This window comes from Streptomyces sp. NBC_00096 (assembly GCF_045041305.1).
GTDB lineage: Bacteria > Actinomycetota > Actinomycetes > Streptomycetales > Streptomycetaceae > Streptomyces.
This window is the reverse complement of sequence record NZ_CP108221.1, coordinates 6,400,964-6,427,258: the sequence shown is the minus strand read 5'-3', so window position 1 is coordinate 6,427,258 and position 26,295 is coordinate 6,400,964. Positions and strand designations below refer to the sequence as shown.

The 26,295-nt window shown below is 73.6% G+C and carries 16 protein-coding genes, 1 tRNA gene and 1 pseudogene; 8 read left to right on the top strand and 10 right to left on the bottom strand.

Annotated elements, in window-relative coordinates; translation table 11 throughout:
- Positions 1–4 precede the first annotated feature (4 nt).
- The 3 genes from OG904_RS28555 to OG904_RS28545 form a co-directional block, all read right to left on the bottom strand.
- On the bottom strand, positions 5–631 hold the full coding sequence (locus tag OG904_RS28555) for an alpha-ketoglutarate-dependent dioxygenase AlkB (protein WP_405495800.1): 627 nt from the start codon (positions 629–631) through the stop codon (positions 5–7).
- A gap of 74 nt (positions 632–705) precedes the next feature.
- Complete coding sequence (locus tag OG904_RS28550; RefSeq protein WP_405495798.1) at positions 706–3,780, bottom strand: carbohydrate binding domain-containing protein; 3,075 nt, start codon at positions 3,778–3,780, stop codon at positions 706–708.
- A gap of 365 nt (positions 3,781–4,145) precedes the next feature.
- On the bottom strand, positions 4,146–4,532 hold the full coding sequence (locus OG904_RS28545) for an RNA-binding S4 domain-containing protein (RefSeq protein ID WP_405495796.1): 387 nt from the start codon (positions 4,530–4,532) through the stop codon (positions 4,146–4,148).
- Positions 4,533–4,666: 134 nt separating this feature from the next.
- On the opposite strand from OG904_RS28545, the gene OG904_RS28540 reads away from it, so the two are divergent.
- The 3 genes from OG904_RS28540 (at position 4,667) to OG904_RS28530 (ending at position 8,175) form a co-directional block, all read left to right on the top strand.
- Positions 4,667–5,062 carry a molybdopterin-binding protein gene (locus tag OG904_RS28540; protein ID WP_405495794.1) on the top strand — a complete coding sequence of 132 codons (396 nt, stop codon included), beginning with the start codon at positions 4,667–4,669 and terminating at the stop codon, positions 5,060–5,062.
- Between the two features lie 112 nt (positions 5,063–5,174).
- Positions 5,175–5,999, top strand: a complete 825-nt coding sequence (gene modA, locus OG904_RS28535) for a molybdate ABC transporter substrate-binding protein (RefSeq protein ID WP_405495792.1) — start codon at positions 5,175–5,177, stop codon at positions 5,997–5,999.
- A 163-nt stretch (positions 6,000–6,162) separates the two neighbouring features.
- Complete coding sequence (locus OG904_RS28530) at positions 6,163–8,175, top strand: ABC transporter permease (protein ID WP_405495790.1); 2,013 nt, start codon at positions 6,163–6,165, stop codon at positions 8,173–8,175.
- A gap of 17 nt (positions 8,176–8,192) precedes the next feature.
- Here OG904_RS28530 and OG904_RS28525 read toward each other — a convergent pair whose 3' ends face one another.
- From OG904_RS28525 to OG904_RS28515, 3 genes are all read right to left on the bottom strand, one after another.
- Positions 8,193–10,598, bottom strand: a complete 2,406-nt coding sequence (locus tag OG904_RS28525) for an ATP-binding cassette domain-containing protein (protein WP_405495788.1) — start codon at positions 10,596–10,598, stop codon at positions 8,193–8,195.
- Between the two features lie 127 nt (positions 10,599–10,725).
- The gene (locus tag OG904_RS28520; protein ID WP_405495786.1) at positions 10,726–11,142 is read right to left on the bottom strand and encodes a VOC family protein; all 417 of its coding nucleotides are present in this window, start codon (positions 11,140–11,142) and stop codon (positions 10,726–10,728) included.
- Positions 11,143–11,293: 151 nt separating this feature from the next.
- On the bottom strand, positions 11,294–14,794 hold the full coding sequence (locus tag OG904_RS28515; RefSeq protein ID WP_405495784.1) for a phosphodiester glycosidase family protein: 3,501 nt from the start codon (positions 14,792–14,794) through the stop codon (positions 11,294–11,296).
- A 215-nt stretch (positions 14,795–15,009) separates the two neighbouring features.
- Here OG904_RS28515 and OG904_RS28510 point away from each other — a divergent pair, with 215 nt between their 5' ends.
- Positions 15,010–15,816, top strand: a complete 807-nt coding sequence (locus tag OG904_RS28510) for a DUF4328 domain-containing protein (protein ID WP_405495782.1) — start codon at positions 15,010–15,012, stop codon at positions 15,814–15,816.
- 64 nt (positions 15,817–15,880) lie between these two features.
- On the opposite strand, the gene OG904_RS28505 is transcribed toward OG904_RS28510, so the two are convergent.
- From OG904_RS28505 to OG904_RS28495, 3 genes are all read right to left on the bottom strand, one after another.
- A complete protein-coding gene (locus OG904_RS28505; RefSeq protein WP_405498327.1) occupies positions 15,881–18,148 on the bottom strand; it encodes a SpoIIE family protein phosphatase in 2,268 nt (755 codons plus the stop codon).
- Positions 18,149–18,335: 187 nt separating this feature from the next.
- Positions 18,336–18,411: transfer RNA gene (locus OG904_RS28500), tRNA-Gln, on the bottom strand.
- 68 nt (positions 18,412–18,479) lie between these two features.
- Positions 18,480–19,862, bottom strand: coding sequence for a hypothetical protein (locus OG904_RS28495; protein ID WP_405495780.1), 1,383 nt, complete (start codon positions 19,860–19,862; stop codon positions 18,480–18,482).
- Positions 19,863–20,185: 323 nt separating this feature from the next.
- Here OG904_RS28495 and OG904_RS28490 point away from each other — a divergent pair, with 323 nt between their 5' ends.
- Positions 20,186–21,481, top strand: a complete 1,296-nt coding sequence (locus tag OG904_RS28490) for an SPFH domain-containing protein (protein WP_405495778.1) — start codon at positions 20,186–20,188, stop codon at positions 21,479–21,481.
- Positions 21,482–21,510: 29 nt separating this feature from the next.
- A complete protein-coding gene (locus OG904_RS28485; RefSeq protein ID WP_405495776.1) occupies positions 21,511–22,419 on the top strand; it encodes a C40 family peptidase in 909 nt (302 codons plus the stop codon).
- Between the two features lie 478 nt (positions 22,420–22,897).
- Here OG904_RS28485 and OG904_RS28480 read toward each other — a convergent pair.
- Positions 22,898–24,199, bottom strand: a pseudogene (locus OG904_RS28480) (DUF6777 domain-containing protein); the annotation flags it as partial.
- 261 nt (positions 24,200–24,460) lie between these two features.
- On the opposite strand from OG904_RS28480, the gene OG904_RS28475 reads away from it, so the two are divergent.
- On the top strand, positions 24,461–25,810 hold the full coding sequence (locus tag OG904_RS28475) for a streptophobe family protein (RefSeq protein ID WP_405495774.1): 1,350 nt from the start codon (positions 24,461–24,463) through the stop codon (positions 25,808–25,810).
- A gap of 75 nt (positions 25,811–25,885) precedes the next feature.
- Complete coding sequence (locus OG904_RS28470; RefSeq protein WP_405495772.1) at positions 25,886–26,272, top strand: hypothetical protein; 387 nt, start codon at positions 25,886–25,888, stop codon at positions 26,270–26,272.
- The last annotated feature ends 23 nt before the right edge of the window (positions 26,273–26,295 follow it).

Genomic DNA, 26,295 nt, shown 5'->3' with positions numbered 1-26,295 from the left:
CGTCTCACCGCACCCCGCGCGTGCGGAACTGGACGCTGATGCGGGGGCCCACCGCCCGGGCCGTTTTGGGGATGGCGTGCTCCATCGTGCGCTGGCAGGAGCCGCCCATCACCACCAGATCGCCGTGACCCAGGGGGAGGCGGAGCAGGGTGGGGCCGCCGTCGCGGGGGCGCAGGGTCAGGTCGCGGAGGTCGCCGACGGAGAGGATCGCGACCATCGTGTCCTCGGTCGCCGACCGGCCGGTGCGGTCGCCGTGCCAGGCGACGCTGTCGCGACCGTCGCGGTAGAGGCAGAGGCCCGCCGTGGCGAAGGGTTCGCCCAGCTCGGGGGCGTAGTGGCGGCCGAGCGCGGCGCGGGCCTCGGCGAGGGCGGGGTGCGGGAGCGGGTCGCCCTCACCGTAGAAGGCGAGCAGCCGGGGAACTTCCACCGTGCGTTCGTACATCCGCCGCCGCTCCGCGCGCCAGGGCACGTCCGCCGCGAGCCGTTCGAACAGCGCGTCCGCGCCCGTCAGCCAGCCCGGCAGGTGGTCCACCCAGGCGCCCGCGCCGAGCTCCGTGCGCCGCGGAGCCAGGCGGGGGGCGAGCCGGATCTCGTCGTCCTGGTCGAAGAGCGAGCCCTGGAGTGCGTGCATGCCTCCAGCGTAACTCTTCACTCGAACACACGCTCGAATCAAATGCGGCTTCGGCTTCGCCTCCGCCCCGGTGGCTACTTCAGGTAGGGGCCGGTGGCGCCCACCTTGCCGGGGGCCGCGTTGGTTCCCCCGAGGTCGAGCACGTAGACCCTCAGGTTGCCCTTGCCGGGAGCGGCGACGGACAGGCTCCCGTCGGTGACGGTCCGCACGTCGCCGGTGACCGCGTCCTTGTAGGTGCCGTTCGGGACTCCCGCGTACGTGGCGGCGCCGGTGACGGTGACCAGGGCGAAGCTGTCCACGCCGGTGGCGGTGTCCGTGTAGCGGCGCTTGAAGGCCATGCCCCCCGAGATGCCCTCGGTGGAGTACTGGCCCATCTGCAGCGCGGGGACGGCGCGGCGGATCTCGTTCAGCCGCTGGAGGTGTTTGACGAGCGGGGATTCGAGGGTGGCGGCGACGGGTCCGGAGGCGGCGGCGACCTTGGAGAAGCCGGACGCGGTGACCGATCCCGCGATCTTGCCCCCGTAGTAGGCGCGCCCCGTGGTGGCCAGCGGGCAGGTCGGTCCGCAGTCGATCTGCTTGCCGGCCTGGAACTCCGTCTCGGAGCCGTAGTACAGGGTCGGGATGCCGCGGAAGGTCCACATCAGCGCCATGTTCTCGGCCCAGGCGTCGGTGCCGCCGGCGTAGCGGGTGGAGGACTTGCCGGGGCCGAAGTCGTGGCTGTCGACGTAGACCACGTTGTAGGTGGCGTCGTTGTAGCTGTCGTCGGAGTCCTTGCCGTTCTGGAAGGCGTTGTTCGCGTCACCGAAGTTCATGTGCATGCGCATGTCGATGACGTTCATGCCGGAGAACATGCTGTGGTCGGGGGCGTGGTAGAGGTTGCCGCTCAGGAAGGCGTTGGTGCTGGTCGGTTGCTTGGCCGGGTCGTTGTCGCCCGTGTACTGCTGGACGGCGGCGGTCGCGTCGTCCGCGCTGTAGGTCGCGGACTCCTTCCAGGTGTAGTACTGGGCCGACTGGTTGGCCGAGCCGCGGTTCCACTTGTCGTTGACGAAGGAGCCGACCTCGCCGAAGACGTAGAAGTCGTTCGCCTTCCGCGCACCGAACTGCTGGGCCACGCGCTGCTGGATGGCGGGCAGGAAGTGCCGGTTCCAGGTGACGCGGGGGATGTGCACGGCCGTGTCGATGCGGAAGCCGTCGACGCCCATGTCGATGTACTTGTCGTAGGCGCCGATCAGGTAGTTCTGGACGGTCGGGTTCTCGGTGTTGAAGTCGGCGAGGTCCTCGTGGATCCAGCAGGAACGGGCGTCCTCGCCCTCCCAGTTGCCGATCCAGCACTGGTGGAACAGGGCCTTGGGGAACATGCCGGACGTGGGGTTGGGCCACTGACAGTTGTGGACGGTATAGCCCTCGGCGCTCTTGTACGCGGTGGGCGTGCCCCAGTTGACGCAGGTGTTCCCGGCCGGCTCGGCGGTGGACCACAGGTCGCCGTTGTAATACGACTTGCCGCTCTTGGGATCGACGGTGAGGCCGTCGTACTCGAAGCCGGTCTGCTTCTCGTCGTAATACCAGGACCACTGCGCGTCGCGCACGCCGTAGACGGTGGGGGTGAACAGGCCTTTGGCCCCCCAGCGGGAGCTGTGGTTGTAGACCACGTCCTGATAGATCTTGACGCCCTTGGCGTGGGCGGCGTTGATGAGGTCCTGGTAGGAGGCTCCGGCCGATTCCAGGCGGGGATCGACCCGGTAGAAGTCGTAGCCGTGGTAGCCGTGGTAGTCGTAGTCCGAGCGGTTCAGCACGACCGGGGTGATCCAGATCGCGGAGAAGCCGAGGGCCTTGACGTAGTCCAGCTTCTCGACGAGTCCCTTGAAGTCGCCGCGGAACATCGGGTCGTTGCCGGCCGCGTTCCCCGATTTCACGTCCTGGCTGCCGCCCCGGTTGTTGGAGCTGTCGCCGTCGTTGAAGCGGGCGGTGAGCACGAAGTAGATCGGGTCCTTGCGCGGGTCGCCGCCGAGCGGCACGGACCCGGCCGGGGCCGCGGGACGGGTGCCGGTGGTGGCGACGGCGGGGGCGGAGGGGGCGGAGGGGTTCCCGGCGGCGTCCACGGCCCTGACCGTGTAGGTGTAGGCGGTCCGCTCCTCCAGTCCCGATTCGGTGAGGACCGTTGAGGTGACGCTGGTGACGACGGCACCCTTGGTGCCGCCGGAGCGGGTGACCTGATATCCGGTCACCCCCCGGTCGTCCGCCGCGGCGTCCCAGGTCACCACGGTGGACACGTCGGTGGCGGTGGCCCGGACGGCCGCGGGCGCGGTGGGCGCGGTGGTGTCGGGGACCACGGCGGCGCACGGATCGGCGGCGTTCGCGGTGACCCCGGTGTCCTTCACCGTGGACAGGCCGGCTCCGAGGGCGTAGTTCCTGCCGTTGTTGTTGTCCCAGGTGCCGTTGCCGTTGTTGAAGGTGGCGGCGAGCCCGGCGGCCTTGCCGAGCGCGACCGTCTTCCTGACCCAGCCCGCGCAGGCCGGGTCCATGCCGGTGCCGGGGACGGTGGTCCAGGCGCCGCCGGTCGCGGCCCAGTGGAGATTGACGGTCGGCCAGCCGACGGTCGCGGTCGAGTAGTAGACGGTGGCGGTCGCGCCGGTGCCGGTGCCACCGCCGGTGCCGGTGCTACCGCCGGTGCCACCGCCGGTGCCGGTGCCCGGGTCGGCGGTGCAGGGATCGCTGTGCGCCACGACCCCGTCCTTGACGGTGATGGCCCCGGTGCCCAGGGCGTAGTTCTTGCCCCCGTTGTTGTCCCAGGTCCCCTGGCCGTTGTTGAAGGTGGCCTGCAGGCCGGCGGCCGCGCCGAGGCTGACGGTCTTCTTCACCCAGTCGGTGCAGGCGGCCTCCATGCCGGAGCCGGGCACGGTCGTCCAGCTTCCGCCGTCGGGCGCCCAATGGAGGTTGTACGCGGTCCAGTTGCGGGTCCTGGTGTAGTAGAAGACCGTCGCCGTACTGTCGACGGCCGCCGTCGCGGCGACCGGGGCCGCGGCGACCGGGGAGGCCTCCGCGAAGGAGCCCGCGGCAGCGGCGGGCAGGGCGACGGCCAGACATCCGGCGAAAGCCAGGGCCAGGGCCGCCGGACGCCCTCCGAAGCGTGATCGCGTACGAGATCTCAAGGTCTGCTCCTCGAAGCGGGGCTCAACGGCCCTGCGGCTCCGCGGCATTGAAAACTTGCCGCAAGATTTTGCGGGGAGGTTAGCGGCCTGTCACCAGCACGTGAAGCCCTCGTGAACCGGCAATATCGCCTTCCGTCACGCACAGGAGCCCGGAGGGGACCGCATTTCGGGAGAAGCGGCGAAATGCTTTGCAGCAACTTTCTCCGGGGGCGGGCGCGACGAAGCCCTCCGGTGCGCCGGCTCCGCAGGGAGCGGCCGGGCCCCGGAGGGGCTCAAGGGGACGTGCAGGGGTGGTGCGTCGCCGGATGGGGCGCGTCGCCGGTGGCGGCGCGTCACCGGGTGCGGTGCGTCACCGGGTGCGCCGGCTACCGGCCGCGCAGGGTTTCGATCTCGCGGCGTTCGCGCTTCGTCGGGCGGCCCGCACCCCGGTCGCGGATGCCCACCACCGCGGCCTCCACGGGGGTCGGCGGCGGCGGGCTGTTGTCGATCAGGCATTCCGCGGCGGCCGGGGCGCCGACCCGTTTCGACACCGGGCGCCGGACCACGACGATGCGCTCCCGGCCCGCGCGGAAGAGGCGGACCTCGTCCCCGGCCCGCACCGCCTGCGCCGGCTTCGCGCGCTCCCCGTTGACCCGCACATGGCCCGCACGGCACGCGGTGGCGGCGATCGCCCGCGTCTTCGTCAGCCTGACCGACCAGATCCACACGTCGACCCGCGCCGACCCCGCACCCGCGGTTCCCTCTTCAGCCATGCCCCGACTTTAACGAGTCGGGACGGTAAAAACGGAACTACTTTTGGCGTTTACGACAAAGGGGATGGCATCTGCCATGTACATCGCCCCAACTGAATTGCAAATGCGGGACATGTGCCCCTACCTTGTCGCTCATGCAGTCCTACACCATCGGTCAGGCGGCACGCCTGCTGGGCGTCAGCCCGGACACAGCGCGCCGCTGGGCCGACGCCGGCCGAGTCGCGACCCACCGCGACGAGGGCGGCCGCCGCCTGATCGACGGCCGCGCCCTGGCCGCCTTCTCCGTCGAGGTGGCCCAGGGAGCGCACACCGAGGACGGCGAGACCTACACCTCGGCGCGCAACGCATTCCCCGGGATCGTCACCGCCGTCAAGCTCGGCGACGTGGCCGCCCAGGTGGAGATCCAGGCGGGTCCCCACCGCCTGGTCTCCCTCCTCACCCGTGAGGCCGTCGAGGAGCTCGGGCTGGAGGTCGGCATGCGGGCCACCGCCCGCGTGAAGTCCACCAGCGTGCACATCGACCGCGCCTGACCCCCGCTCAGCACGACGCGTCCCCACCCGCTCCGCCCGTCACCGGCGCGGGTCACCACCGCGCGGACCCGGCACCAGGCCGGCCGCCGACCCGACCGAGGAGCATCAGCTCATGTCCCCGATCCTGCCCCTGAACCGCCGCAGCGCCGCCCTCGCCCTGACCGCCGCCCTGCTCGTCCCGGCGCTCGCCGCCTGCGGCAGCAACGACGACAAGAAGACCGACGGCGCCGCCTCCCCGAGCGCCTCCGCGTCCGCGTCCGCCGAGCCCAAGGCCGCGAACCTGACGGTGCTCGCCGCCTCCTCCCTCACCGACGTCTTCAAGACCGCCGGTGCCGCGTACGAGAAGGCCCACCCGGGCACGAAGATCACCTTCTCCTTCGCCGGTTCGCAGGAGCTCGCCGCCCAGGTCAAGCAGGGCGCCCCGGCCGACGCACTGGTCACCGCCGACACCAAGACCATGGACGGCCTCAAGGCCGAGGTGAACGACCCGGCGATCATCGCGAAGAACCGTCTGGTCATCGCCGCCGGCAAGGACAACCCCTTCAAGGTCGCCGGCCTCAAGGACCTGGCCGACACCAAGATCAAGGTCGTGCTGGCCGCGCCCGAGGTCCCGGTCGGCCGCTACAGCAAGCAGATCCTCGACGCGCAGAAGATCGAGGTCAAGCCGGTCTCCCAGGAGCCCAACGTCCGCGCCGTGCTGAGCAAGGTCGAGCTGGGCGAGGCCGACGCCGGTCTCGTCTACAAGACCGACACCATCAAGTCCGGTGACAAGGTCGCCGTGGTGGACATCCCGGACGCCGAGAACGCCGTGGCCTCGTACCCGGCCGCCTCGCTCAAGGGCTCCAAGAACGCCGAGGCCGCGGCCGCGTTCGTGGCCTGGCTGAGCACCCCGGAGGCCCAGAAGATCCTCCAGGACGCCGGCTTCCAGAAGGCGTAGCCGACTGCCGCCCCGCGGTGAGCGGAGAGGGACTGCCCGGTCTGGGGGGACGGGCGGTCCCTCTCCGTTTGCCGCACCACGCCTCATCCGCCGTCCCCGGCGTCCCCGCGTACGCCGCATCCGAGCGTGCGCGCGTACGCCGCGCACCCAGCCGGGAACCCACATGAGCAGAGTCCGCACCCGCCGCGCCCGGCCCCCCGTGGCCCTGGCGCTCCCCGCGCTGCTCGCCGTGGCGTTCCTGCTGATGCCGCTGGCCGGCATCCTCACCCGCACCCGGTGGAGCGAGATCGGCACGCACCTCACCAGCCCCGGAGTGGTCGAGGCGCTCAAGCTCTCGCTGCTGGTGTCGCTGTGGGCGCTCGGGCTCTCGCTCCTCCTCGGCGTGCCGCTCGCCTGGCTGCTGGCCCGCGTCGAGTTCAGGGGCAAGGCGCTGGTGCGCTCGCTCGTCCTGCTCCCCATGGTGCTGCCGCCCACGGTCGGCGGTGTGGCCCTGCTGCTCGGTTTCGGCCGGCGCGGGCTGCTGGGTCCCTGGCTGGAGGGCACCTTCGGCATCACCCTGCCCTTCCACACCTCCGGCGCGGTGGTCGCGGCCACCTTCGTGGCGATGCCCTTCCTGGTGATCAGCCTGGAGGGCGCGCTCGGCGGCCTCAAGCCGAGCTACGAGGAGACCGCCGCATCCCTGGGCTCCTCTCCGCTGCGCGTGTTCTTCACGGTGACCCTGCCGATGGTGGCCCCGGGCCTGATCGCCGGAGCCGCGCTGACCTGGGCCCGCGCGCTCGGCGAGTTCGGCGCCACCATCACCTTCGCCGGCAACCTCCCCGGCACCACCCAGACCCTGCCGCTCCAGGTCTACCTGCTGCTCCAGGACTCCCCGGAGGCCGCCACCTCCGTGTCCCTGCTGCTGCTCGCGATCGCCATGGCCGTACTCATCGCCCTGCGCGGGAGGTGGACGGGTACCCCCGTCGCCCGCAAGGACGGCGGAGCGGCGGTGGTCGCGGAGGACCTTCCGGCACCGGACCCGATGGGCACGGCGGGCACGGCAGGCACCGGCACCGGCACCGGCACCGGCACCGCGACGGTCAGGGCCTCCGGACCCGCCGCGCCCGGATCCACCGCGCCCGCCGCACCGGCCGACGGCGGGCACTGGCCGCTGCACGCCACCGTCTCCGGGTTCAACGAGCTCACCCTCGACGCCGAACCCGGTACCACCATCGCCGTCGTCGGCGAGAACGGCGCCGGCAAGACCACCCTGCTGCGCGCCCTGCTCGGCCTGACCCCCCGCGCCCACGCCGAACTGCGCCTCGGCGACGCCGACGTGACCGCGCTGCCCCCGCACAAGCGCCAGGTGGCCTGGGTCCCCCAGGACGGCGCCCTGTTCCCGCACCTGAGCGCGCTCGCCAACACCTCCTACGGTCTGCGCGCCCGCAGGGTGCCGCGCGCCGCGGCCCGCGCCGAGGCGCAGGCCTGGCTGGACCGGCTCGGTGTCGGGCACCTCGCGCACCGCAAGCCCGCCCAGCTCTCGGGCGGGCAGGCCCAGCGGGTGGCGCTGGCCCGCGCGCTGGCCGCCCGGCCCCGGCTGCTGCTGCTCGACGAGCCGCTGGCCGCCCTGGACCAGACGACGCGGGCCCGCGTCCGGCACACCCTGCGCACCCACCTGGCCGGCTTCGGCGGGGTCTGCCTCATCGTCACGCACGACCCCGTCGAGGCGGTGTCCCTGGCCGACCGGGTCCTCGTACTCGCCGACGGGCGGACCCTGCAGGACGCGCCGCCCTCCGAGGTGGCGCGGCACCCCCGCTCCCCGTGGGTGGCCCGGATGCTGGGGCGCAACGCCTGGCCCGGCACGGCGTCGGCCGACGGGCTGGAGCTCGCCGGCGGCGGCCGTCTGGTGGTGGCCGAGGCGCTGCCCGAAGGGGAGCGGGCGCTCGCGATCATCGCCCCCGAGGCGGTGTCCGTGCACCGGGACCGCCCGGGCGGCAGCCCTCGTAACGTCTGGCCCGGCACCGTACGGGAGATCACCTCGGTCGGCAGCCGGCTGCGCGTGCTGGTCGGTTCCGCCGCGGCGCCCGACCTGGTCGCGGAGATCACCCCCGAGGCCGCCGCCGAGCTGGGCATCGTCGACGGCGCCGCGGTGTGGACCAGCGTGAAGGCGACCGAGGTCACGCTCGTACGGCTCTGAGCGGTCCCGTACGCCGCTCACGCGCCCACGTAGGCCGCCAGGTGCTCGCCGGTCAGGGTGGAGCGGTCGGCGACGAGTTCGGCGGGCGTGCCCTCGAAGACGATCCGGCCGCCGTCGTGACCGGCTCCGGGGCCGAGGTCGATGATCCAGTCGGCGTGGGCCATGACCGCCTGGTGGTGCTCGACGACGATCACCGACTTGCCGGAGTCCACGAGCCGGTCGAGCAGGCCGAGCAACTGCTCGACGTCGGCGAGGTGCAGACCGGCCGTCGGCTCGTCGAGGACGTAGACCCCGCCCTTCTCCCCCATGTGGGTGGCCAGCTTGAGCCGCTGCCGCTCGCCCCCCGAGAGCGTGGTGAGCGGCTGGCCGAGGCTGAGGTAGCCGAGCCCGACGTCGCCGAGCCGCTCCAGGATCCGGTGCGCGGCCGGAGTGCGCGCCTCGCCCGCCCCGAAGAACACCTCGGCCTCGGTCACCGACATCGCGAGCACCTCGCTGATGTCGCGGCCGCCGAAGTGGTGTTCCAGGACCGAGGCGTGGAAGCGCTTGCCCTCGCACTCCTCGCAGGTGGTGGCGACTGCGGCCATCATCGCCAGGTCGGTGTAGATGACGCCGGCGCCGTTGCAACCGGGGCAGGCGCCCTCGGAGTTGGCGCTGAACAGGGCCGGCTTCACGCCGTTGGCCTTCGCGAACGCCTTGCGGATCGGGTCGAGCAGCCCGGTGTACGTCGCCGGGTTGCTCCGCCGGGAACCGCGGATGGCGCCCTGGTCGACGGAGACCACGCCCTCGCCCGGCTCCCCCGCCCGCTGCGCCAGCGAGCCGTGCACGAGCGAGCTCTTGCCGGAGCCGGCGACGCCCGTGACCACGACGAGCACCCCGAGCGGTACGTCCACGTCCACGCCCCGCAGGTTGTGGGTGTTCGCGCCGCGGATCTCCAGCTTTCCGCCGTGCTCGCGCACCTTCTCCTTGAGGCGCACGCGGTCGCCGAAGTGGCGGCCCGTGATGGTGCCGCCTTCCCGCAGCCCCTCGACCGTGCCCTCGAAGCAGATGGTGCCGCCTCCCTGGCCCGCGCCGGGGCCGAGGTCGACGACGTGGTCGGCGATCGCGATCGTCTCCGGCTTGTGCTCCACGACGAGCACCGTGTTGCCCTTGTCCCGCAGCCGCAGCAGGAGGCTGTTCATCCGCTGGATGTCGTGGGGGTGCAGGCCGACGGTGGGCTCGTCGAAGACGTAGGTGACGTCGGTGAGCGAGGAGCCGAGGTGGCGGATCATCTTGACCCGCTGGGCCTCGCCGCCCGACAGCGTGCCCGAGGGGCGGTCGAGGGAGAGGTAGCCCAGCCCGATCTCCACGAACGAGTCGAGGGTCTGGCGGAGCGTGGCGAGCAGCGGCGCCACCGAGGGCTCGTCGAGTTCGCGGACCCATGCCGCCAGGTCGCTGATCTGCATCGCGCAGGCGTCGGCGATGCTGATCTTCTTGATCTTCGAGGAGCGGGCCCCCTCACTGAGCCGGGTGCCCTCGCAGTCGGGACAGACGGTGAACGTCACCGCGCGGTTCACGAAGGCCCGGATGTGCGGCTGCAGCGAGTCGACGTCCTTGGACAGCATCGACTTCTGGATCTTCGGGATGATGCCCTCGTACGTCAGGTTGATCCCGTCGACCTTGATCTTGGTCGGCTCCTTGTGGAGCAGGTCCCGCAGCTCGCGCTTGGTGTACTTGCGGATCGGCTTGTCCGGGTCGAAGAAGCCGCAGCCGGTGAAGATGCGGCCGTACCAGCCCTCCATGCTGTAGCCGGGGATGGTGAGCGCACCCTCGTTGAGCGACTTGGTGTCGTCGTACAGCGCGGTGAGGTCGATGTCGTTGACCGAGCCCCGGCCCTCGCAGCGCGGGCACATGCCGCCGGTGATGCTGAAGCTGCGCCGCTCCTTCACGGTCTGCCCGCCGCGCTCCATGGTGACCGCGCCGGCCCCGCTGATCGAGGCGACGTTGAAGGAGAACGCCTTGGGCGAGCCGATGTGCGGCTTTCCGAGCCTGCTGAACAGGATGCGCAGCATCGCGTTGGCGTCGGTGGCGGTGCCCACCGTGGAGCGGGGGTCGGCGCCCAGCCTCTGCTGGTCGACGGTGATCACCGTCGTCAGCCCGTCGAGCACGTCCACCTCGGGCCGCGCGAGGGTCGGCATGAAGCCCTGCACGAAGGCGCTGTAGGTCTCGTTGATCAGCCGCTGCGACTCCGCGGCGATCGTGTCGAACACCAGTGAGCTCTTGCCCGAGCCGGACACGCCGGTGAAGACCGTCAGCCGGCGCTTGGGGATCTCGACGCTGACGTCCTTGAGGTTGTTCACCCGCGCGCCGTGCACGCGGATCAGGTCGTGGATGTCGGCGGCGTGCGGCTCGGGGGACTGCGTGCCCGGCTTCGTGACCTTGCTCATCGTGTCTCCATACTCTCGGGCTGAAGCCGCCTTCGGGGTCGCGGCAACGGCGCCTTGTCCATCCGGTCTGTCTACCCGATCGGCGGTGTCGTCCGGGGGCGGCGCCAGGTGCGCGGGGCCGGGGATCTCAGTGCTTGCGGGGCTGGTGGAACCGCAGGATGTTGCCGGCCGGGTCGCGGAAGGCGCAGTCGCGGACCCCGTACGGCTGGTCGATCGGCTCCTGCAGCACGTCGCCGCCGGCGGCCCGGACGCGCTCGAAGGTGGCGTCGACGTCGTCCGTCGAGAAGATGACGCCGCGCAGCAGACCCTTGGCCAGCAGTTCCGCCACCGCCTCCCGGTCGGCGGCCGAGGCTCCCGGGTCGGCCAGCGGCGGTTCGAGGACGATGTCCACACCGGGCTGGGAGGGCGACCCCACGGTCACCCAGCGCATGCCCTCGAATCCGACGTCGTTGCGTACCTCCAGCCCGAGGACGTCCCGGTAGAAGGGGATCGCCTTGTCGTGGTCGTCGACGGCGATGAAGCACTGCGAAAGGTTGATGTCCATGGGTTTCACGCTACGGGCGGGTGGGCGGCGCGTGCTTCTCCATTCCTGACCGGTCTCGCGGCCCGCGGGTGTCCTGACGGCTCGCGGACGGAGGCCCGCCGTCCGCCGACTGCCGGTCCGCCGTCCGCCGTCCGCCGTCCGCCGTCCGCCGTCACCGGCCGGCCCGGACCGCGGGGAGCACGGAGAGCCAGTCGCCCGCCGCGAAGCCGTCCACGCCGATCACCGTGCGGCCGGTGCGCGGGGTGGACACGAGCAGTACGCCCTCCTCGCGGCCGGCCGCGAAGCGGGGGGCGCCGACGGTGATCACGGCGGCCCGTCTGCCGGTGGCGCGCCGGAACTCCGCCAGGAGGCGCAGCCGCAGGGCTGCCTCCTTGCCGTCCACGGCCTGCGGCGCGTACGGCTCTACGACGGCCACCGCGCCCGTACCCGGCTCGCGGGCGGCGGCCGCGAGGACCGTGCGCAGGGCCTTGATCCGGACCAGCCCGCCGCCGGCGAGGGTGCGGTGCGTGGAGTCGAGCGGCAGGAACCGTACGCCGCGGTGGGCGAAGGCCGGCCGGGTGCTGCCGGTCAGGGAGAAGTCGACGCCCGCGCCCCGGGCGGAAGCTGCCGCTGCCGCCCGGCCGGCCGGCGGATCGACCGCGAACCGCCAGGGCCGGGAGTTCACTTCGGCCGCCGTGGCCACGACCGGGTCCGGGGTCTCGGGCGTACGGACGCTCCCGGTCGGCGGTGTCCGCGCCGCCAGGGTGTCCAGCAGCAGCCGCGCGGGGTTCGGACCGGCGGTGGCGGTGGCGGCGATCCGGGTCACGGCGAACGGCCGCTCCGCCATCGCCGGGAGCGGGAGGGCGATCTCCCGCCAGCCGGTCCAGTCCACGGCGGGCCCGCGCAGGGTGGTGAGCGCCCCGTCCCCGTCGGCGAGTTCCACCGCGGGCCGGGTGCCGGAGCCGTCGCCGTTCACCCAGAGGGAGAGCGACCGGGCCAGGTCGGGCACAGGAAGCGGAACGGGCGGGGTCGCGCCGGCGCTGCCTCCATCGGCGGGAAGCGTGAGGGCGAGCCCCCGGCCGGGACGGCCCGCCCCGGACGCGGCGCCGGGGCCGGTCCACCGGCCGGCGTCCTCCAGATCCGCGAGCGGCAGGTCCGACAGCCCCACACCGAGGGCCAGTTCGGCCGTGACCGAGGCGGCTCCGCGCACGGTGGCGGCTCCGCGCACCGCGGCTGCTCCGCGCGCGCTGGCGGCATCGCGCACGGTGGCGCGCAGCTTCCCGGTGGCGTGCGGCACTCGGGCCGTCACGGTGAACCCGCCGAGCCCGTCGTCGGCGACGCTCCACTGGGACCGGTCGAACTCCACGTCCACGTCCCGGGGTTCGACGACGGCGGCGGCGCCCTGCGCATCGCGGCCGGTCAGCACGAAGCGCGCGCTCTCCCCCTCCTCCGTGAACCCGATCCGCTCGGGGACGGCGCGGACCCGCACGAGCGGCCCGAGCACGTCGAGGCGGAGCGTTCCCCGCGCCGCCCCGCGCCGGGCATGCACGGTCACCCGCCCGGGCCGCAGGGCCCGGAGCCCCCCGCCGGAGTCGATCCGGGCCCCACCCCCCTGGACCACCCACACGGGCTCCGCGCCCCGGCGGATCCCGCCCCCGGAGGCGGCGCCGGCCACGGTCCCCGCCACAGCAAGGGACCCGGGACCCGGAGCCGAAGCCCGAGCCGGAGGCACAGCGGGGGCCGGAGCAAGAACGGCCCGGGAGGCGGGGTCGGCCACGGGAAGGAACACGGGCGCGGGGACGCGGGCGGGACCCGCCCCGAAGCCGGTGGCCACCCCGGGCACGGGGGCCACCCCGGGCACGGGGGCCACCCCGGGCACGGGGGCCACCCCGGGCACGGGGGCCACCCCGGGCACGGGGGCCACCCCGGGCACGGGGGCCACCCCGGGCACGGGAGTGATCCCGGGCACGGGAGTGATCCCGGGCACGGGAGTGATCCCGGGCACGGGAGTGATCCCGGGCACGGGAGTGATCCCGGGCGCAGGAGTGATCCCGGCATCGGCAGTGCCCGCGGCGGCGGCGCCGGCCATGTGGCCGGGAGCGGCCCCAACCGCAGATGCGCCGCCGGCCGCACGCGCGGCGACGGGAGCGGACGCCGGAGCGGAATCGGATGCGGGAGTGGGACCCGGAGCCGGAGCCGGAGCGGAAGCAGAAGCGGGAACCGGAGCCCGGGCAGGGCCCGGAGCAGGGCGCGAAGCCCGTGCCTGAGCAGAAGCGGGACCCGGACCCGGAGCGGATGCTGGACCCGGCGTCGGAACGGGGTCCGGGCCGGGTGTGGGGGTGGTGACCTGGTCGGGTGTGGGGGTGGTGACCGGGCCGAGGGTGGGGTCGTAGGGGGTGGCGCGCAGGGTTCGGGTCAGGCCGGGGAAAGCCCGGGCGGCGCCGCCGATGGGGTCGATTCGGTAGCCGCCGGCTCGGCCCGGGCCGGCCGGAACGGTGAGTACGAGGCCGTTGGGCACCGGGCGCGGGCGGCCGTCGGAAGGGGAGTTCTCCAAGGTCAGGGCCGTCTCCCCGGCCAGCGCGGCGAGCAGGGTAGAGGAGCCGCCGCCGTCCAGGTTGAGGGCCTCGTGGGCGCCGAGCCGGTGCATCATCCGGCCGAGCGCCGTCAGGGTCAGCCCGCCGCTGTCGCGCTGGCGGCCGTCGACGGTGACCAGGCGGAGCCGGCGGCCGTCGCGGGAGAGGCCGACGGCGGTGCGCGGCGCGGCCGCGTCGTTCGGTTCGCCGTCGTGGTTCTGCGGCACCCCGGCCACGACCAGCGCCTCCCGGCCGCCGATCGCACCGACCGGGAGCGGCCCGCCCCCGGCGGCCAGGGCCCGGGCGGTGACCCCGACCGCGTCCCCGGGTCGCAGGGCGGCGAGTTCGGAGGCCGCCCCGGTGCCGCCCGCGACCAGCAGGGTGGTGCCCGGCGCGGGACGCTTCCGGCGCGCGGGCCCGCGTACCGCCGCCCGGACCGCCGAGACCCGGCCGTCGCGCAGTTCCACCGCCGGTCCGGGTACGGGGAGTCGGTCCGCCGGCCAGTCGGAGGTGTAGGCGGCGAAGCCCTCGGCGGGCGGCAGCGCGGTGTTGAAGCCGGCGAGCGGGCGGACCGCGCCGCCGGGCAGGGTGACGCTCCCGTCGAGGGTGAGGCCCAGTACCCGTCCGGCTCCGTCGGCGCCGAAGCCGACGGCCCGGCCGGCGCCGGGGGAGGCCGCGTGGAGCAGCCGTCCGGCGCCGATGCCGGGGCCCAGCGGGGCGCCCGTACCGCGGATGTCGAAGAAGTCCCCGTTCACGGCGGCGACCACCCGGCGGCCGGGACCGGCGGGGTGGCGGGCGGCGGAGTCGGCGACGGTGGCCGGTCCGCGGCCGCCGAGGTACTCCGCGCGCACGCCGGAGCCCGCGAGCCGTACGTCGAGCTCGTCGATCCGCAGCCACCGGTCGGCTTCGAGCCGGTCGTAGGACTCCAGGAGCACCCCGGGGGCGATCTGCCGGGTGGTTCGGGCGGTCTCGATGCCGACTTCCGCGTCCTTTTCCCCGCTCCCGCCGCCGGCATGGGCGGCCGGGGCGGCGAGGAGCACGGTGAGCAGGAGGGACAGGAAGGGCAGCAAGGGCCGGAAGGACGGGCGGAGGATCGGCACGATGGCAGGATCGGCCAGCCGTGCGCATACAAGTACATAAACACAGCGCGAGTCCGCCAGAGATCACCCATTCGCCCGCTCCGACCCCTGCCAACCCCTCTGACCTGCCAAAAGTCCCTGTACCCAGATCCGGTGTCTGCCGTATCTTCAACCGTGCCCGCACGTCAGCGGGCCACTTTTGCATGTCACACGTTCCCGTGGGGGGGTACAACTTCATGTCTTTCAGCGCGCCCGGCTCTCCGCCGCCCGGCTCTCCGCCGCCCGCCGACCCCGTCCCGCAGCCGACGCCCCCGCCGGGCAGCGCCGCGTACGCCCAGCCGGTCCCCCACCAGCCTCTGCCGGGCTTCGCCCCGCAGCCCGTCAAGGTCCTGCGCTCGCCCAGGGGTCTCGCGACCGCCACGAACGTGCTGCTCGCGGTCTCCGGCCTGTACGCCCTGATCCTGACCGGTACCGGGCTGTACGTCAGCTCGGTCCTCGGCGACGGGCAGTACCCGGACGCGGGAGCCGATGACAGCCTGTCCCCGCCGGACGTCTGGATGGGCGTGATCACCGCCGTCTCGCTGCCGCTGCTGCTCGCCACGGCGGCCCTCTTCATCATCTGGTTCCACCGCGTCCACCAGAACGCCGAGATCCTCAACCCGGGTGCGGTCACCCGGTCCAGCGGCTGGGCCATCGGCGGCTGGTTCATCCCCATCGGCAACCTCTTCCTCCCGTACCTCATGGCGAAGGAGATCTGGGCCGCCAGCATCCAGCTCGGGCCCGACGGTTCCTACCGGCGCGTCTCGACCGCGCCCGTCACCTCGTGGTGGCTGCTGTGGGTCGCGTCGCTCATCGCCGACCGAGTCTTCAGCTCCCTGTACACCGTGGCCACCACCGCGGAAGAGCTCGCCTCCTCCGCTGACGCCGCCGCCGTGCAGGGCGGACTCTCCCTGGTGGCCGCCGTCCTCGCCATCGGATTCGTGCACAAGGTGACGGCCCTGCAGGGCACCAAGGCCGCCCAGGGCCCGTACGCGGCCGCGTAGCCACTCGGGACCGGCTCCCCGGCGGTCTCCCGGGCCCGGCGCCCGCGCCCTCACCCCGCCGCGCTCAGGGCCCGGGCCCGCCGGGCGGACCTCCGGGAACAAGCCCGGTGCCAGACCCGGGAACAGGCCCAGGGGCAGACCCGGGAACAGGCCCGGGAGCAGGCCCAGTGCCAGCCCCAGTGCCAGACCCGGCGCCAGACCCGGCGCCAGGCCCTCCCCGGCCCGCCGGGTCACCCGGTACCGCGAACTCGCACCACACGCACTTCCCGCCGCCCCGCGGCTCCACGCCCCAGGCGTCCGCCAGCCGGTCCACCAGCATCAGCCCGCGCCCCGACACCGCCCAGTCGTCGGCCTCGCGCCGCCGCGGCAAGGCGCTGCTGGTGTCCTCCACCTCGATCCGGATCCGGCCCTCCGGGGTCAGCCGCATGCTGATGCCGCCGACGCCGTCCGTGTGGACCAGGGCGTTGGTCATCAGCTCGTCCGCCGCGAGCTCGATCTCGTCGGCCTGGTCCCACGCACCCCATGCCGCGGCGGCCGCCCGGATCAGGTGGCGGGCCGTCGACGGGGCGTCCGGGTCGCCGGGGCTCAGGCTGTGGCGGAGCGGGCCGCCGCCGTGCGGGGCCGGGGTGCCGCGCCTGCGCAGCAGGAGCAGGGCCATGTCGTCCCCGCCGCCCGAGTCGCCGACCAGGTCACACAGCACGTCGGCGAGTTCCTCCACGTCCGTCGGCCCGTCCCGGACCGCCTCCATGAGCTCCCGCATGCCGACGTCGGCATCGTTGCCGGAGTCGGTGCCGGTGCCGGTGCCGTCCGCGGTACCGGCTTCCCGGCCGGGCCGTTCCGTCAGGCCGTCCGTGCAGAGCAGCAGGGTGTCCCCGGGGTGCAGTTCGAGGCTGGTGACGGGATACCCCGTACCCCAGCCCGCCTCCGAGGCCGCCCCCGAGCCCGAACCCGAACCAGAGGCCGCTCCCGAGGCCGAGGCCGGATCCGGCGCCGACGCCTCGGGCAACGGCAGGCCCAGTGGCAGCCCGCCCGCCACCTGGACCCGGTGGCAGCTGCCGTCCCCGCGGCGCACCACCGGGTCGAGGTGCCCGGCGCGGACCATTTGGGTCATGCCGCTGACCAGGTCGATGTCGGCGTACGTACACGTGGCGAAGCGTTCCGTCTCCAGGTCCCGCAGGAAGGCCGCGGCCCGCTCCATCGCCGCTCCGGGGGTGTGCCCCTCCGATACGTACGCCCGCAGCGCGATCCGCAGCTGGCCCATGACGGCGGCCGCGTCCGTGTCGTGGCCCTCCACGTCGCCGATCATCACGCCGACCCGGCCCTCGCCGAGCGGGACCACGTCGTACCAGTCGCCGCCGATCTCCCGCCCCATCCGGGCCGCCCGGTACCGTACGGCGATCCGCGCACCCGGCACCTCCGGGATCCGGCGCGGCAGCATGGCCCGCTGGAGGCCCTCGGCGAGATCGTGCTCCTGCTCGAAGAGGATGGCGCGCTGCAGGCTCTGCGCGATGCCGCTGCCGAGGGCCATCAGCACGTTGCGCTCCTCGGCGTCGAAGTCGCCCTCGCGCGTGTAGAGCAGTCCGAGCGCGCCGACGGGCCGGCCCTGGGCGATCAGCGGCAGGTAGACCCCGCTGCGGACGGACAGCGGTTCGACGTACGGCCACAGGCTCGGGTAACGGCTGCGGAACTCCTCGCGGGAGCCGAGGTACACCGGCCGCAGCGTGCGTACGGCCTCGCTCATCGGCAGCGGCGCGTCGATCCGCGTGTACTCGGTCTCCGGTACGTACGCGCCCAGCTGCCCCTCCGCGACCAGGTGGATCCGGGCGCCGTCGACGACGCCGAGCATGACGCTGACCGCGCCGAGGTGGCCGAGGGCCTCGGGGTCCTTGAGGACGTCGGTGACGTCGTTGACGGTGCGGGCGTGCGCGAGGATCGCCGTGGTGCGCTCGACGACCCCGGTCATCCTGCGCCGGCCCTCGTCGCGCTCCCCCGCCGCTCCGGGCTCGCCGGGATCGTGGGCGGCATCGCGGATGATCCCGATGATCCGGTACGGACGCTCGTGCGGGTCCCGCAGGATGTGCCCCTGGAGATGGGTCCAGCCGGTGGACCCGTCCCGGCCGCGGCTGCGCACGTAGGCCCCGTAATGACTGCGGCCGGACTTGAGCGCCTGCGCGACCCGCGCGTCGAGCCGGGCCTCCTCGCCCGGCGCGAGGCGGATCCGCAGCCCGGCGGGGGTGCCGCTGAACTCTTCCGGGCGCAGGTCGAGGACCTCGAGGGCGGTGGTGTCCAGATGCATCTGCCCGCTGTCGAGGTCCCAGTCGAAGGTGCCCATGCGGTTGAGCGCGAGGCTCGTGTCCGTCCGGGCGGGCCACTCGACCTGGGGGGTCACGCCCCTTTCGGCCACACCCTCAGGATCCCACTCTTGCCCCGCCCCCGCCGAACCCGCGGTGCTCCCGTCCCCCTCGGGACGCCGTGACCGGCCGGGGCGCAACGCCGGACGGAGCCGGTGTCGGGCGAAGTGGCGGCGGGGACAGGATTCGAACCTGCGTCCACCCGGGAGCAGAGCCGGGCGCTCCTCCGCAGAGCTTCCCCGCCACCACGGCGATCATGGCCGGGTCCGCCGTTGCCGGCAACCGATTTCCCCGGGGTCCCGGGGCGGCCGGTCACGTCCACTCCCTCGCCGCCGCGCGCTTGCCCTTGCCGGAGAACACCCCGACCGACCGGAGGGCACTGGCCATGAGCGGGTCCCCGACGGCGACACCGTGCACGAGCTCGGGCGTCCGGCGGAAGGCGACGGCCTCCGCCACCGGCCTGGGAGCGGTCCAGCCGCCGGCGACGGGATCCCTGCCGTGCCGGGCGCAGACCGCCTCGACCAGCGAACGCGGGCATTCCTCTTCCCCCCGGAGCACTTCCCAGGGCAAGGGCAGCTCTGCCCAGACGTAGGTGTCGGGGTGCAGCCCGCCGCCGCTCATGCGGTGCCAGTAGGCCACGTCGGCAGCCATCAGGCGGGGCACCTTCCCCGGGCAGACCCGGTCCAGGATCCTCTCCTGGCCCAGTTCGGCCAGGATCGCGAACCAGTGGGCCCGGGCCGTGTTCCACGCCTGCGCGGCCTGGTTCCACGTCGAGGAGTCGTCGCCGCGGCGCACGATCATCGATTCGCGCTCCAGCGGGTGCCGGTTCCAGGCGTCCTCCAGCAGGTCCGCGACCTGGCGCAGGAAGCCGTTCCACCGGACCAGCAGGTGAGTGAGGTCCTCGTCGGAGACCTCGGCCAGCACCTCCGGCGTGGGGTGCACGTGCGCCACCGCGGACCAGCAGGTCCGCCCGGGGCGCGCCCGCAGGCGCTGGAACAGCGCCTCGGCGACCTCGTCGTAGGCCTGCCGCTGGGGGCCGTTGGTGAAGATGCTGCGCATGTGGCCCCGCGCCGTGATGTACGCGATGAAGGCGGCGGTGTCCGGGTCCGCGGCGAAGAGCTCGTACGGCAGTACGCGGGCGAGTGCCCCCTTGCCCGTCATCGTCACCTCGCGGCGGCGCTGCTCGTGGATCAGCCGTGCCAGCTTGGCCTCCATCCGGGTCAGGAGCCGGAAGCGCTTGTTGTACTGGCGCTTGGACACCTCGCCGAGACCGGCGGCGGTCCGCTCCGCCCGGTCGAGACGGTCCGTGCCGAAGTCGTTCTGGCCGTACGCGCGGCCCATGGACTCCCCCGCACGCCGGATCACCGCCTCGATCCGGTCCGGATCGTCTCCGGCGCCGTCCGGCAGGTCCGGCAGGTCCGGCAGGTCCGTGAACAGGGTTGCCGCACGTGCGAGTTGGCGCTGCGCACCGACCGGGGCGGCGAAATCCTCCCGCATGGAGGTGTAGCCGTGCCACAGGTTGCGAAGCGAGTGTTCGGCGGCCTTGGCGAGTGCCGCCCCGGTGGCCTCGTCGGGATCGGCTCCCTGCGCCTCGTACAGGTCCTGGATGAGTCGGGCCACGTCCTCCGGACGCTTGCGCAGTGTGAGCGTGGCGTGCAGTTCACGGAGGAGATCTTCGACGGTGGGAGACGGCATGAGCCTCACCCTGCCACTGCCCGAACAGGCACCCAACTGGATATCCGCGGGCCGCAGTCGGGGCGGCACCACACTCCCCCCACTCGATTTCGGGAGGAAAAGGACCAAAGTCCCGGCCTGTCGCGACTTTCACTGAATGGGTGACTTGTACGATTTCGCGAAGATCGATCCGTTCGTGATCATCTTTATCGGCGTCAGGAACCCTCCGGCACAGGGTCCTTGGCGCCCACGGCTGTGTGGGGTGTGGCTTGTCGCAAGCGCCGAAGACGACCGGAGGACCGGCCGAGGGAACGAAGGAAGGGGAAGGGGAAGGGGAAGAAGGCGTGGACGCGCCCGAGCGCCTTCCCGCGCCCCCGACCCGTACCGGTCGCGGCAGCCTGGTCGTTCAGCTGTACCGGGACCCGCTCGTGCTGGGTCCGCTCTTCCGCGACGAGGGACCGACCGAGGCCCCCGCACCGACCACCGCGACCGGGGGCGGGGCCGCGGTCAGTCCCGACGGCTCCCTCCACTCCGGGGACTCCGCCGAACTGAGGCCCCCCGGAGGCGCCGCCGGCCCCAGCGGCCCCAGCGGCCCCAGCGGCTCCAGCGGCCCGGGCAGCCTCGCCGGCTCCCCTGGCTCCCCCGGCTCCCCCGGCCCCAGCGCCGATGGCCTTCGGCAGGGCACCGGGCGCGGGGCGATACCCCGGCCCGGGGTGCGCTCCGCGGTGGTGACGGCGCCCCGGGGAATGCCCGCCGTGCTCGATCCCGAGCTCACCGAGCGGCCCGCCCGCACCTGCTCCGGCTGGTGGGCCCTGCTCGCCGCCGGGGCCGCCACGGCCTGCGCCGCCGCCCTCCCCCGCTTCGAGGGCCTGCGCGCCTCCGCCTCCCCCGCCGAGGCCTGGCCCCTCGCCGTCGTCGTGTGCTGCGCGCTCCTCACGCTCGCCGCCCTCGCCGGGCTGCGCCGCGGCCGCGCGGGCCAGGCCTGGTCCCTGAGCCTCTTCGGCCGCTACCAGGGCACGATCCGGCGTACCGGCCTCATCTGGTCCAACCCCGTGCCCCGGCACACCCGCGTCGACGTACGGCTGCGCCACTGGCGCAGCGAGCCCCTCTCCGTGGTCGACTCCGAAGGCACCGCCCTGCGGTCCGTCGTCCTCGTGGTGTGGCGGGTCAAGGACACCGCCCGCGCGCTGCTCGCCGTCGACGACCACACCGCCTACCTCTGCGGACAGGTGGAGTCCACGACCGCCCGGGTGCTCTCCCGGATGCCCGCCGACTCCTTCGGCCCGCAGCCGGCCGAACCGCAGACCCTGCGCGACACCGAGGCCGTCGGCAACGAGCTGACCAGGCTGCTCGCCGCCGAATGCAGGGCGATCGGCGTCGAGGTCTTCTCCGCCCGGCCCCTGCACGTCGAGTACGCGCCCGAGGTCGCCGCGGCGATGCAGCGCCGCAGGGTCGCCTCGATCGACGCCCGGCACCGGGACTCCGTCCTCACCTCCGTGCTCGACGCCGTCGACGACACCGTTCACCGGATGTCGGACCGCGGGCTCCTGGGTCTGGACGACTACGAACGCAAGGCCCTGGTCAAGGACTTGACCGTGGCCTTTTACACGGCGCGCGGCCCTGCCGCCGACGCCCGCTGAAAACACCCCCGATGGAAGAGGAACCACGCATGCGCACGCCCGAGTTCACCGAGGAAATACCCGACAGCTGCGACTGCTCCGGCTGCGCCCGCGGCACGACGGCCGTCACGGCCGCCTCGCGCCGCCGTCGCTGCACCGTGCGCGGCGCGGTGGTCGCGGCCGTCGGTGCCACGCTGCTGATGGGCACCGGCGCGGGCGCCGCGTCCGCCGAGCCGGCCCCGGCCCATGCGGGCTGGGACGGCTCGAAGTACTGGTACAAGGACGCCACCGGCTGGTGGCGCTGGACCTCCCACCACAGCAAGTACGTGGCGAACAGTGGCGGTTCGGGCTCGGGAGCCGGAGCCTCCGCCTCCTCGCCGGTACGCACCTCCGAGCCCGCCTTCCGCGGCCGCGCGGGCTGGGACTCGACGGACCGCGTGTACTGGTACAAGGACGCGACCGGCTGGTGGCGCTGGACCAGCCACAAGGACAAGTACGAGCGCTTCGCCGGCGGCTCCGGTTCCTCCGGCTCATCGGGCTCATCGGGCTCGTCCGGTACCTCGGGGTCCTCCGGCGGCTCCGGCACCCCCGTCCGCCAGGGCACCGAGGGCGCCATCTCCTTCGCCGGCAGCCACCTCGGCGACGCGTACCAGTGGGGCGGCAACGGCCCCCACAGCTGGGACTGCTCCGGCCTGGTACAGGCCGCCTACCGCTCGGCCGGCATCTCCCTGCCCCGCGTGGCCTCCGACCAGTACCGGGCCACCACCCCGATCTCCCGCTCCGAACTGCGCCGCGGCGACCTGGTGTTCTGGAGCTCCAACGGCAGCGTGTCGGGCATCCACCACGTCGCCGTCTACCTCGGCGACGGCAAGTACATCGAGGCCCCCCGCCCGGGCAAGCAAGTCCGCGTCTCCAGCTTCAGCGCGTACAACCCGAACATGTACGGCCGCGTCCGCTAACGGGCATCCGGACGGGTTCCGCATCGACCCCGTCAGGTGGTGCACGGAACTCCCCGAAGGCCGGTGGCCCTCGGGGAGTTCCGTGCGCTGGGCAGAGCCCTTGCGGTCACTGGCCGCCGGTACCGGCGTTCGTCCCGGCGTCAGCACCGCCGTCCGTACCGGCTCCGGGTCCGACCGGAGAGGGCGGAGGCGGGGGCGGAGGCACGATCCGCGTGGTGGCCGGAGGCGGGGGCGGGGGCGGCACGATCCGCGTGGTGGCCGGAGGCGGGGGCGGGGGCGGCACGATCCGCGTGGTGGCCGGAGGCGGGGGCGGCGGCGGAGGCACCTCAGGCGCCGCCGAGGTCACGGGGGGCTTGGGCTCCGGCGCCGCCGAGGAGGTCCTGGGCGAGGCCGGAGGTGATGGTTCCGACGAGCTCCGCAGCGACGACGGCGGCGCCGAGGACTCCGAGGGCGTGGCTGACGGAGCCTTGGAAGGCGACACCGACGGGGACACCGACGCGGAGGCCGACGGGGACGGCGACTCGGACGCCTTCTTGGACGCTGACCCCGAGGGCGAGACCGACGGGGACACGGACGGGGACACCGAAGGCGACACGGACGTGGACTCCGAAGGCGACACCGAGGGGGACACCGACGAGGACACCGAGGGCGACACCAACGGCGAGACGGACGGAGACACCGACGGCGAGACCGACGGAGACACCGACGGCGAGACCGACGAGGAGACCGAAGGCGACACGGACGTCGACACCGAAGGCGACACCGACGTCGACTGCGAGGGCGAGACCGACGGGGAGTGCGAGGACGTCGGCGTCGGCGTGATGACCGGCAGGGTCGGGATCACCGGCGGCGGGATCGGCCTGTCGTGCCGGCCGTGGTGGTCGCCCCGGCCGCGCTCGAACCAGCGGTTGTCCTGGTGGTTGTAGATCACGAAGTTGTTGATGATGGTCACGGACGGTGCGATGACCACCACCTGCGCGGGCTGGTACGAGGTCCAGGGCTGCCCGAACCGCTTCGGGTTGGCCTGCAGCGCCACCGGCGGGCCCAGCGGGTTCCCGCAGGCGCAGCGCACCCGCGGCACCCCGTGGTCGTCGACCAGTACGGCCGTCCCGGCCTCGAGTACGGCCTGGTAGGTGGTGGGTTGGCCGTCCCGGTAGCCGTGGTTGGTCACCCGGGTGTCCATCCGCAGCTGCATCGGGGTGAGGGAGCGCAGGTACCCCGGCACGGCCGACGGCTGGATGCCGAGCGAGGAGGCGAACGCGGCGTTCTTGGCCGGCTGTTCCGACAGCACCTGGATCTGCCTCTCGACGTCACAGCTGGCGACGTTCTGCGTGCCCCCGTACAGGGTGGGCGAGGATCCGCTGATGCTGCGGGTGGGCGCGGTGCCCGACGTGGGCTTCGCCGGGGGCTGGGGCTGCGACGTCGGCTGCGAGGCCGGCTGCGACGCCGGCTGGGACGCGGTCGGCGACACCGGCGGGGTCTCCGGCGGCGGTGTGGCCTCCTTGGCGGCCGTGGACTCGGTGAACGGGTCCGGACCCGAGGCCGCCGCGGGCTGCAGGAAGACCTCCTTGCCCGCGGTGGTGCTGGTACCGCCGCTACCGCTCGGCCTGGTCAGTACGACGGCCAGGGCCACGGCCGCCGCGATGGCGACGATCGTGGTGGCGAGCCGGGGCACCGAGCGCCACCAGGGCTTGTGCGGGGGCTCCGGGGGTATGCCCCCGGAGCCCCCGGGCGGGGCGGGCGGCGGGGGTGGCGGAGGGCCTTCCCGCCCGCCGGACAAGGGTCCTGAAGGCGGGCCCGTGGGGCGCCCTGACGACGGCGGCGGCTGTGACGGCGGCTGTGACGGCTGTGTCGGCCACGGCGGCTGCTGGCCGGAGGGTTGAGTGGTCACGGGCTCTTCTTCCCATGCGGAGGGGTTCCGGTCCCCTATGGACGTTCCGCGGGTCTTCAACGGAAATCTCCGGATTTATTGCACTCCTGGCGACCATTGTGTGCGCCGTCCGGGTGGTGCCCGCAAGCCGAGGGTGCCTACGGTGGCAGGGTGAGCGCTTCATCGGCACCGACCGCGGCACCGTCCCCGGCACCGAAGGCACCGACCGCGCGAGCCTGGCGCGACGCCCTCGTCGCCGTCCTCGCGGGTTTCGTGGTGATGGCCGTCGTCGCCGCCGCGGGCCTGTACCTCGCCGGCGCCGGCGATCTCCCCGGCGGGGCGTTCCCGCACGTGGTCGCCGCCGTCGTGGTGATGGCGGCCGGCGGTCAGATGGACGTGACGGGCGGGGCCGGCTTCCTGGCGGGGGCCGACGCGAGCCTGTCCGTGCTCCCCCTCTCCGTGAGCCTGGCCGGTGCGCTGACCGCCGGCTGGCTCTTCCTGCGCCCCCTGCACAACCGGGCGGTGGCGGGTGCCCGCGAACTCATCGCCCGCGCCGTGCCCTTGGTGCTCCTCTGGCTGGCCGCGCTGACCGGAGTCGCCCTCCTCGCCCGCCAGGAATTCGCGATCTCCACCGGCGACTCGGTCCTCGGTGACATCGGCGAAATCCTCGACGCCGGCCCGACGGTGGGATTCGAGGCGGCGCTCCCCGCCACGCTCGGTTTCGGACTGCTCTGGATCCTGGGCCTGTTGCTGATCGCCCTGCTGGTCTCGCGCCGCGCGCCGCTCCCGGCGGGCCTGGTGCGATTCCACTCGGCGGTGCGGCCCGCGGCGTTCGCCGTGGTCGCGCTGCTCCTCGCCTACGTCGTCGTCGGCATCGGCGTCGGCCTGGTGGTGGCGGTGACCCAGGGACACGCGGGCCGCACCCTGGCGGTGATCCTGCTGGGCCTGCCGAACCTCGTCTGGCCCGCCCTCACGCTGGGCTTCGGCGGAGCCTGGGAAGGGACGGCCGAAGGGCCGTTCGGGCTGCCCATGCCGCAGGTCCTCGACCAGGCGCTGCGCGCCACCGGCTCCGATTCCGGCGCCGGCCTCTCCAGCGTCGACGTGGCCTCGCTCGCCGAGCGGGACTCCCGGGCCTGGTGGCTGGTGGTGCTGGCCGTCGTCCTGCTGCTCGGTACGGGCGGGCTGGCGGCCACCCGCTCGCCGGCGTACGTCCGCCCCTGGAAGCACGCCCTCCACCTGGCGGTGGCCCTCGCGCTGGCCACGCTCGTGGTCTGCCTGCTGGCCCGGGTCCAGGCCCAGTTCGGTCTCTCCCTGCTGGGCATCGGCGATGCCGGCGGTCTCGGCGGCAAGGTGGACCTGCGCCCGCTCCTGTGGCACACGGTCGGCCTCGCCTTCGCCGCCGGAGCGGTGGCGGGCTTCCTCGGAGCACTGCTCACCCGCCGCCGGCGCGCACCGGCGCAACCGGCGCAACCCGCGGACCCGGCGGGCCCTGCGGCCCCCACGGACCCCGTCACCCATTGAGCCGTTCGGCCGTTCGGGTGAACGGAGGGAAATCGACTCATTGGCGGATCGTTTCCGCATGTCACGCTCGCCTCCGTGAACATGACCAAAGGCCTGTTCCGGCCGCTTCACGCCGCTGGCCTGCTCGCCCTCTCCGCGCTCGCCCTGACGCTGTCCACCGCCCTCCCCACCCAGGCGACCGGACCCGCGGTCCGATACCTTTCCGGCGAGACCGGCCACAAGGGCTCCACCGCCGAGGCCGTCTCCGTCAGCCGCGTGTTCTGCCCGCCCGGCAGCGCCGTCCAGTCCGGCGGCTACTCCACCACCCGCTGGGACCGCGCCCGCGACGGAACCCTCCGGCACACCGTCCTCGCCAGCCACCCCGTCGTCGACGCGCACGGCCGCAAGGGCTGGTACGCCTCGGCCGCGCACGCCGATGTCACCGCCCACGTGCTGTGCGCGGCCTCCCCCGACGACGACTGAGGCAGGTCCGTCCGGCAGCCTGG

What these genes read in the sequence shown, in the direction of transcription:
- OG904_RS28555 (WP_405495800.1), bottom strand. Translation starts at nt 631, where the DNA reads ATGCACGCACTCCAGGGCTCGCTCTTCGACCAGGACGACGAGATCCGG.
- OG904_RS28545 (WP_405495796.1), bottom strand. Translation starts at nt 4,532, where the DNA reads ATGGCTGAAGAGGGAACCGCGGGTGCGGGGTCGGCGCGGGTCGACGTG.
- OG904_RS28540 (WP_405495794.1), top strand. Translation starts at nt 4,667, where the DNA reads ATGCAGTCCTACACCATCGGTCAGGCGGCACGCCTGCTGGGCGTCAGC.
- modA (WP_405495792.1), top strand. Translation starts at nt 5,175, where the DNA reads ATGTCCCCGATCCTGCCCCTGAACCGCCGCAGCGCCGCCCTCGCCCTG.
- OG904_RS28530 (WP_405495790.1), top strand. Translation starts at nt 6,163, where the DNA reads ATGAGCAGAGTCCGCACCCGCCGCGCCCGGCCCCCCGTGGCCCTGGCG.
- OG904_RS28525 (WP_405495788.1), bottom strand. Translation starts at nt 10,598, where the DNA reads ATGAGCAAGGTCACGAAGCCGGGCACGCAGTCCCCCGAGCCGCACGCC.
- OG904_RS28520 (WP_405495786.1), bottom strand. Translation starts at nt 11,142, where the DNA reads ATGGACATCAACCTTTCGCAGTGCTTCATCGCCGTCGACGACCACGAC.
- OG904_RS28510 (WP_405495782.1), top strand. Translation starts at nt 15,010, where the DNA reads ATGTCTTTCAGCGCGCCCGGCTCTCCGCCGCCCGGCTCTCCGCCGCCC.
- OG904_RS28505 (WP_405498327.1), bottom strand. Translation starts at nt 18,148, where the DNA reads ATGGGCACCTTCGACTGGGACCTCGACAGCGGGCAGATGCATCTGGAC.
- OG904_RS28495 (WP_405495780.1), bottom strand. Translation starts at nt 19,862, where the DNA reads ATGCCGTCTCCCACCGTCGAAGATCTCCTCCGTGAACTGCACGCCACG.
- OG904_RS28485 (WP_405495776.1), top strand. Translation starts at nt 21,511, where the DNA reads ATGCGCACGCCCGAGTTCACCGAGGAAATACCCGACAGCTGCGACTGC.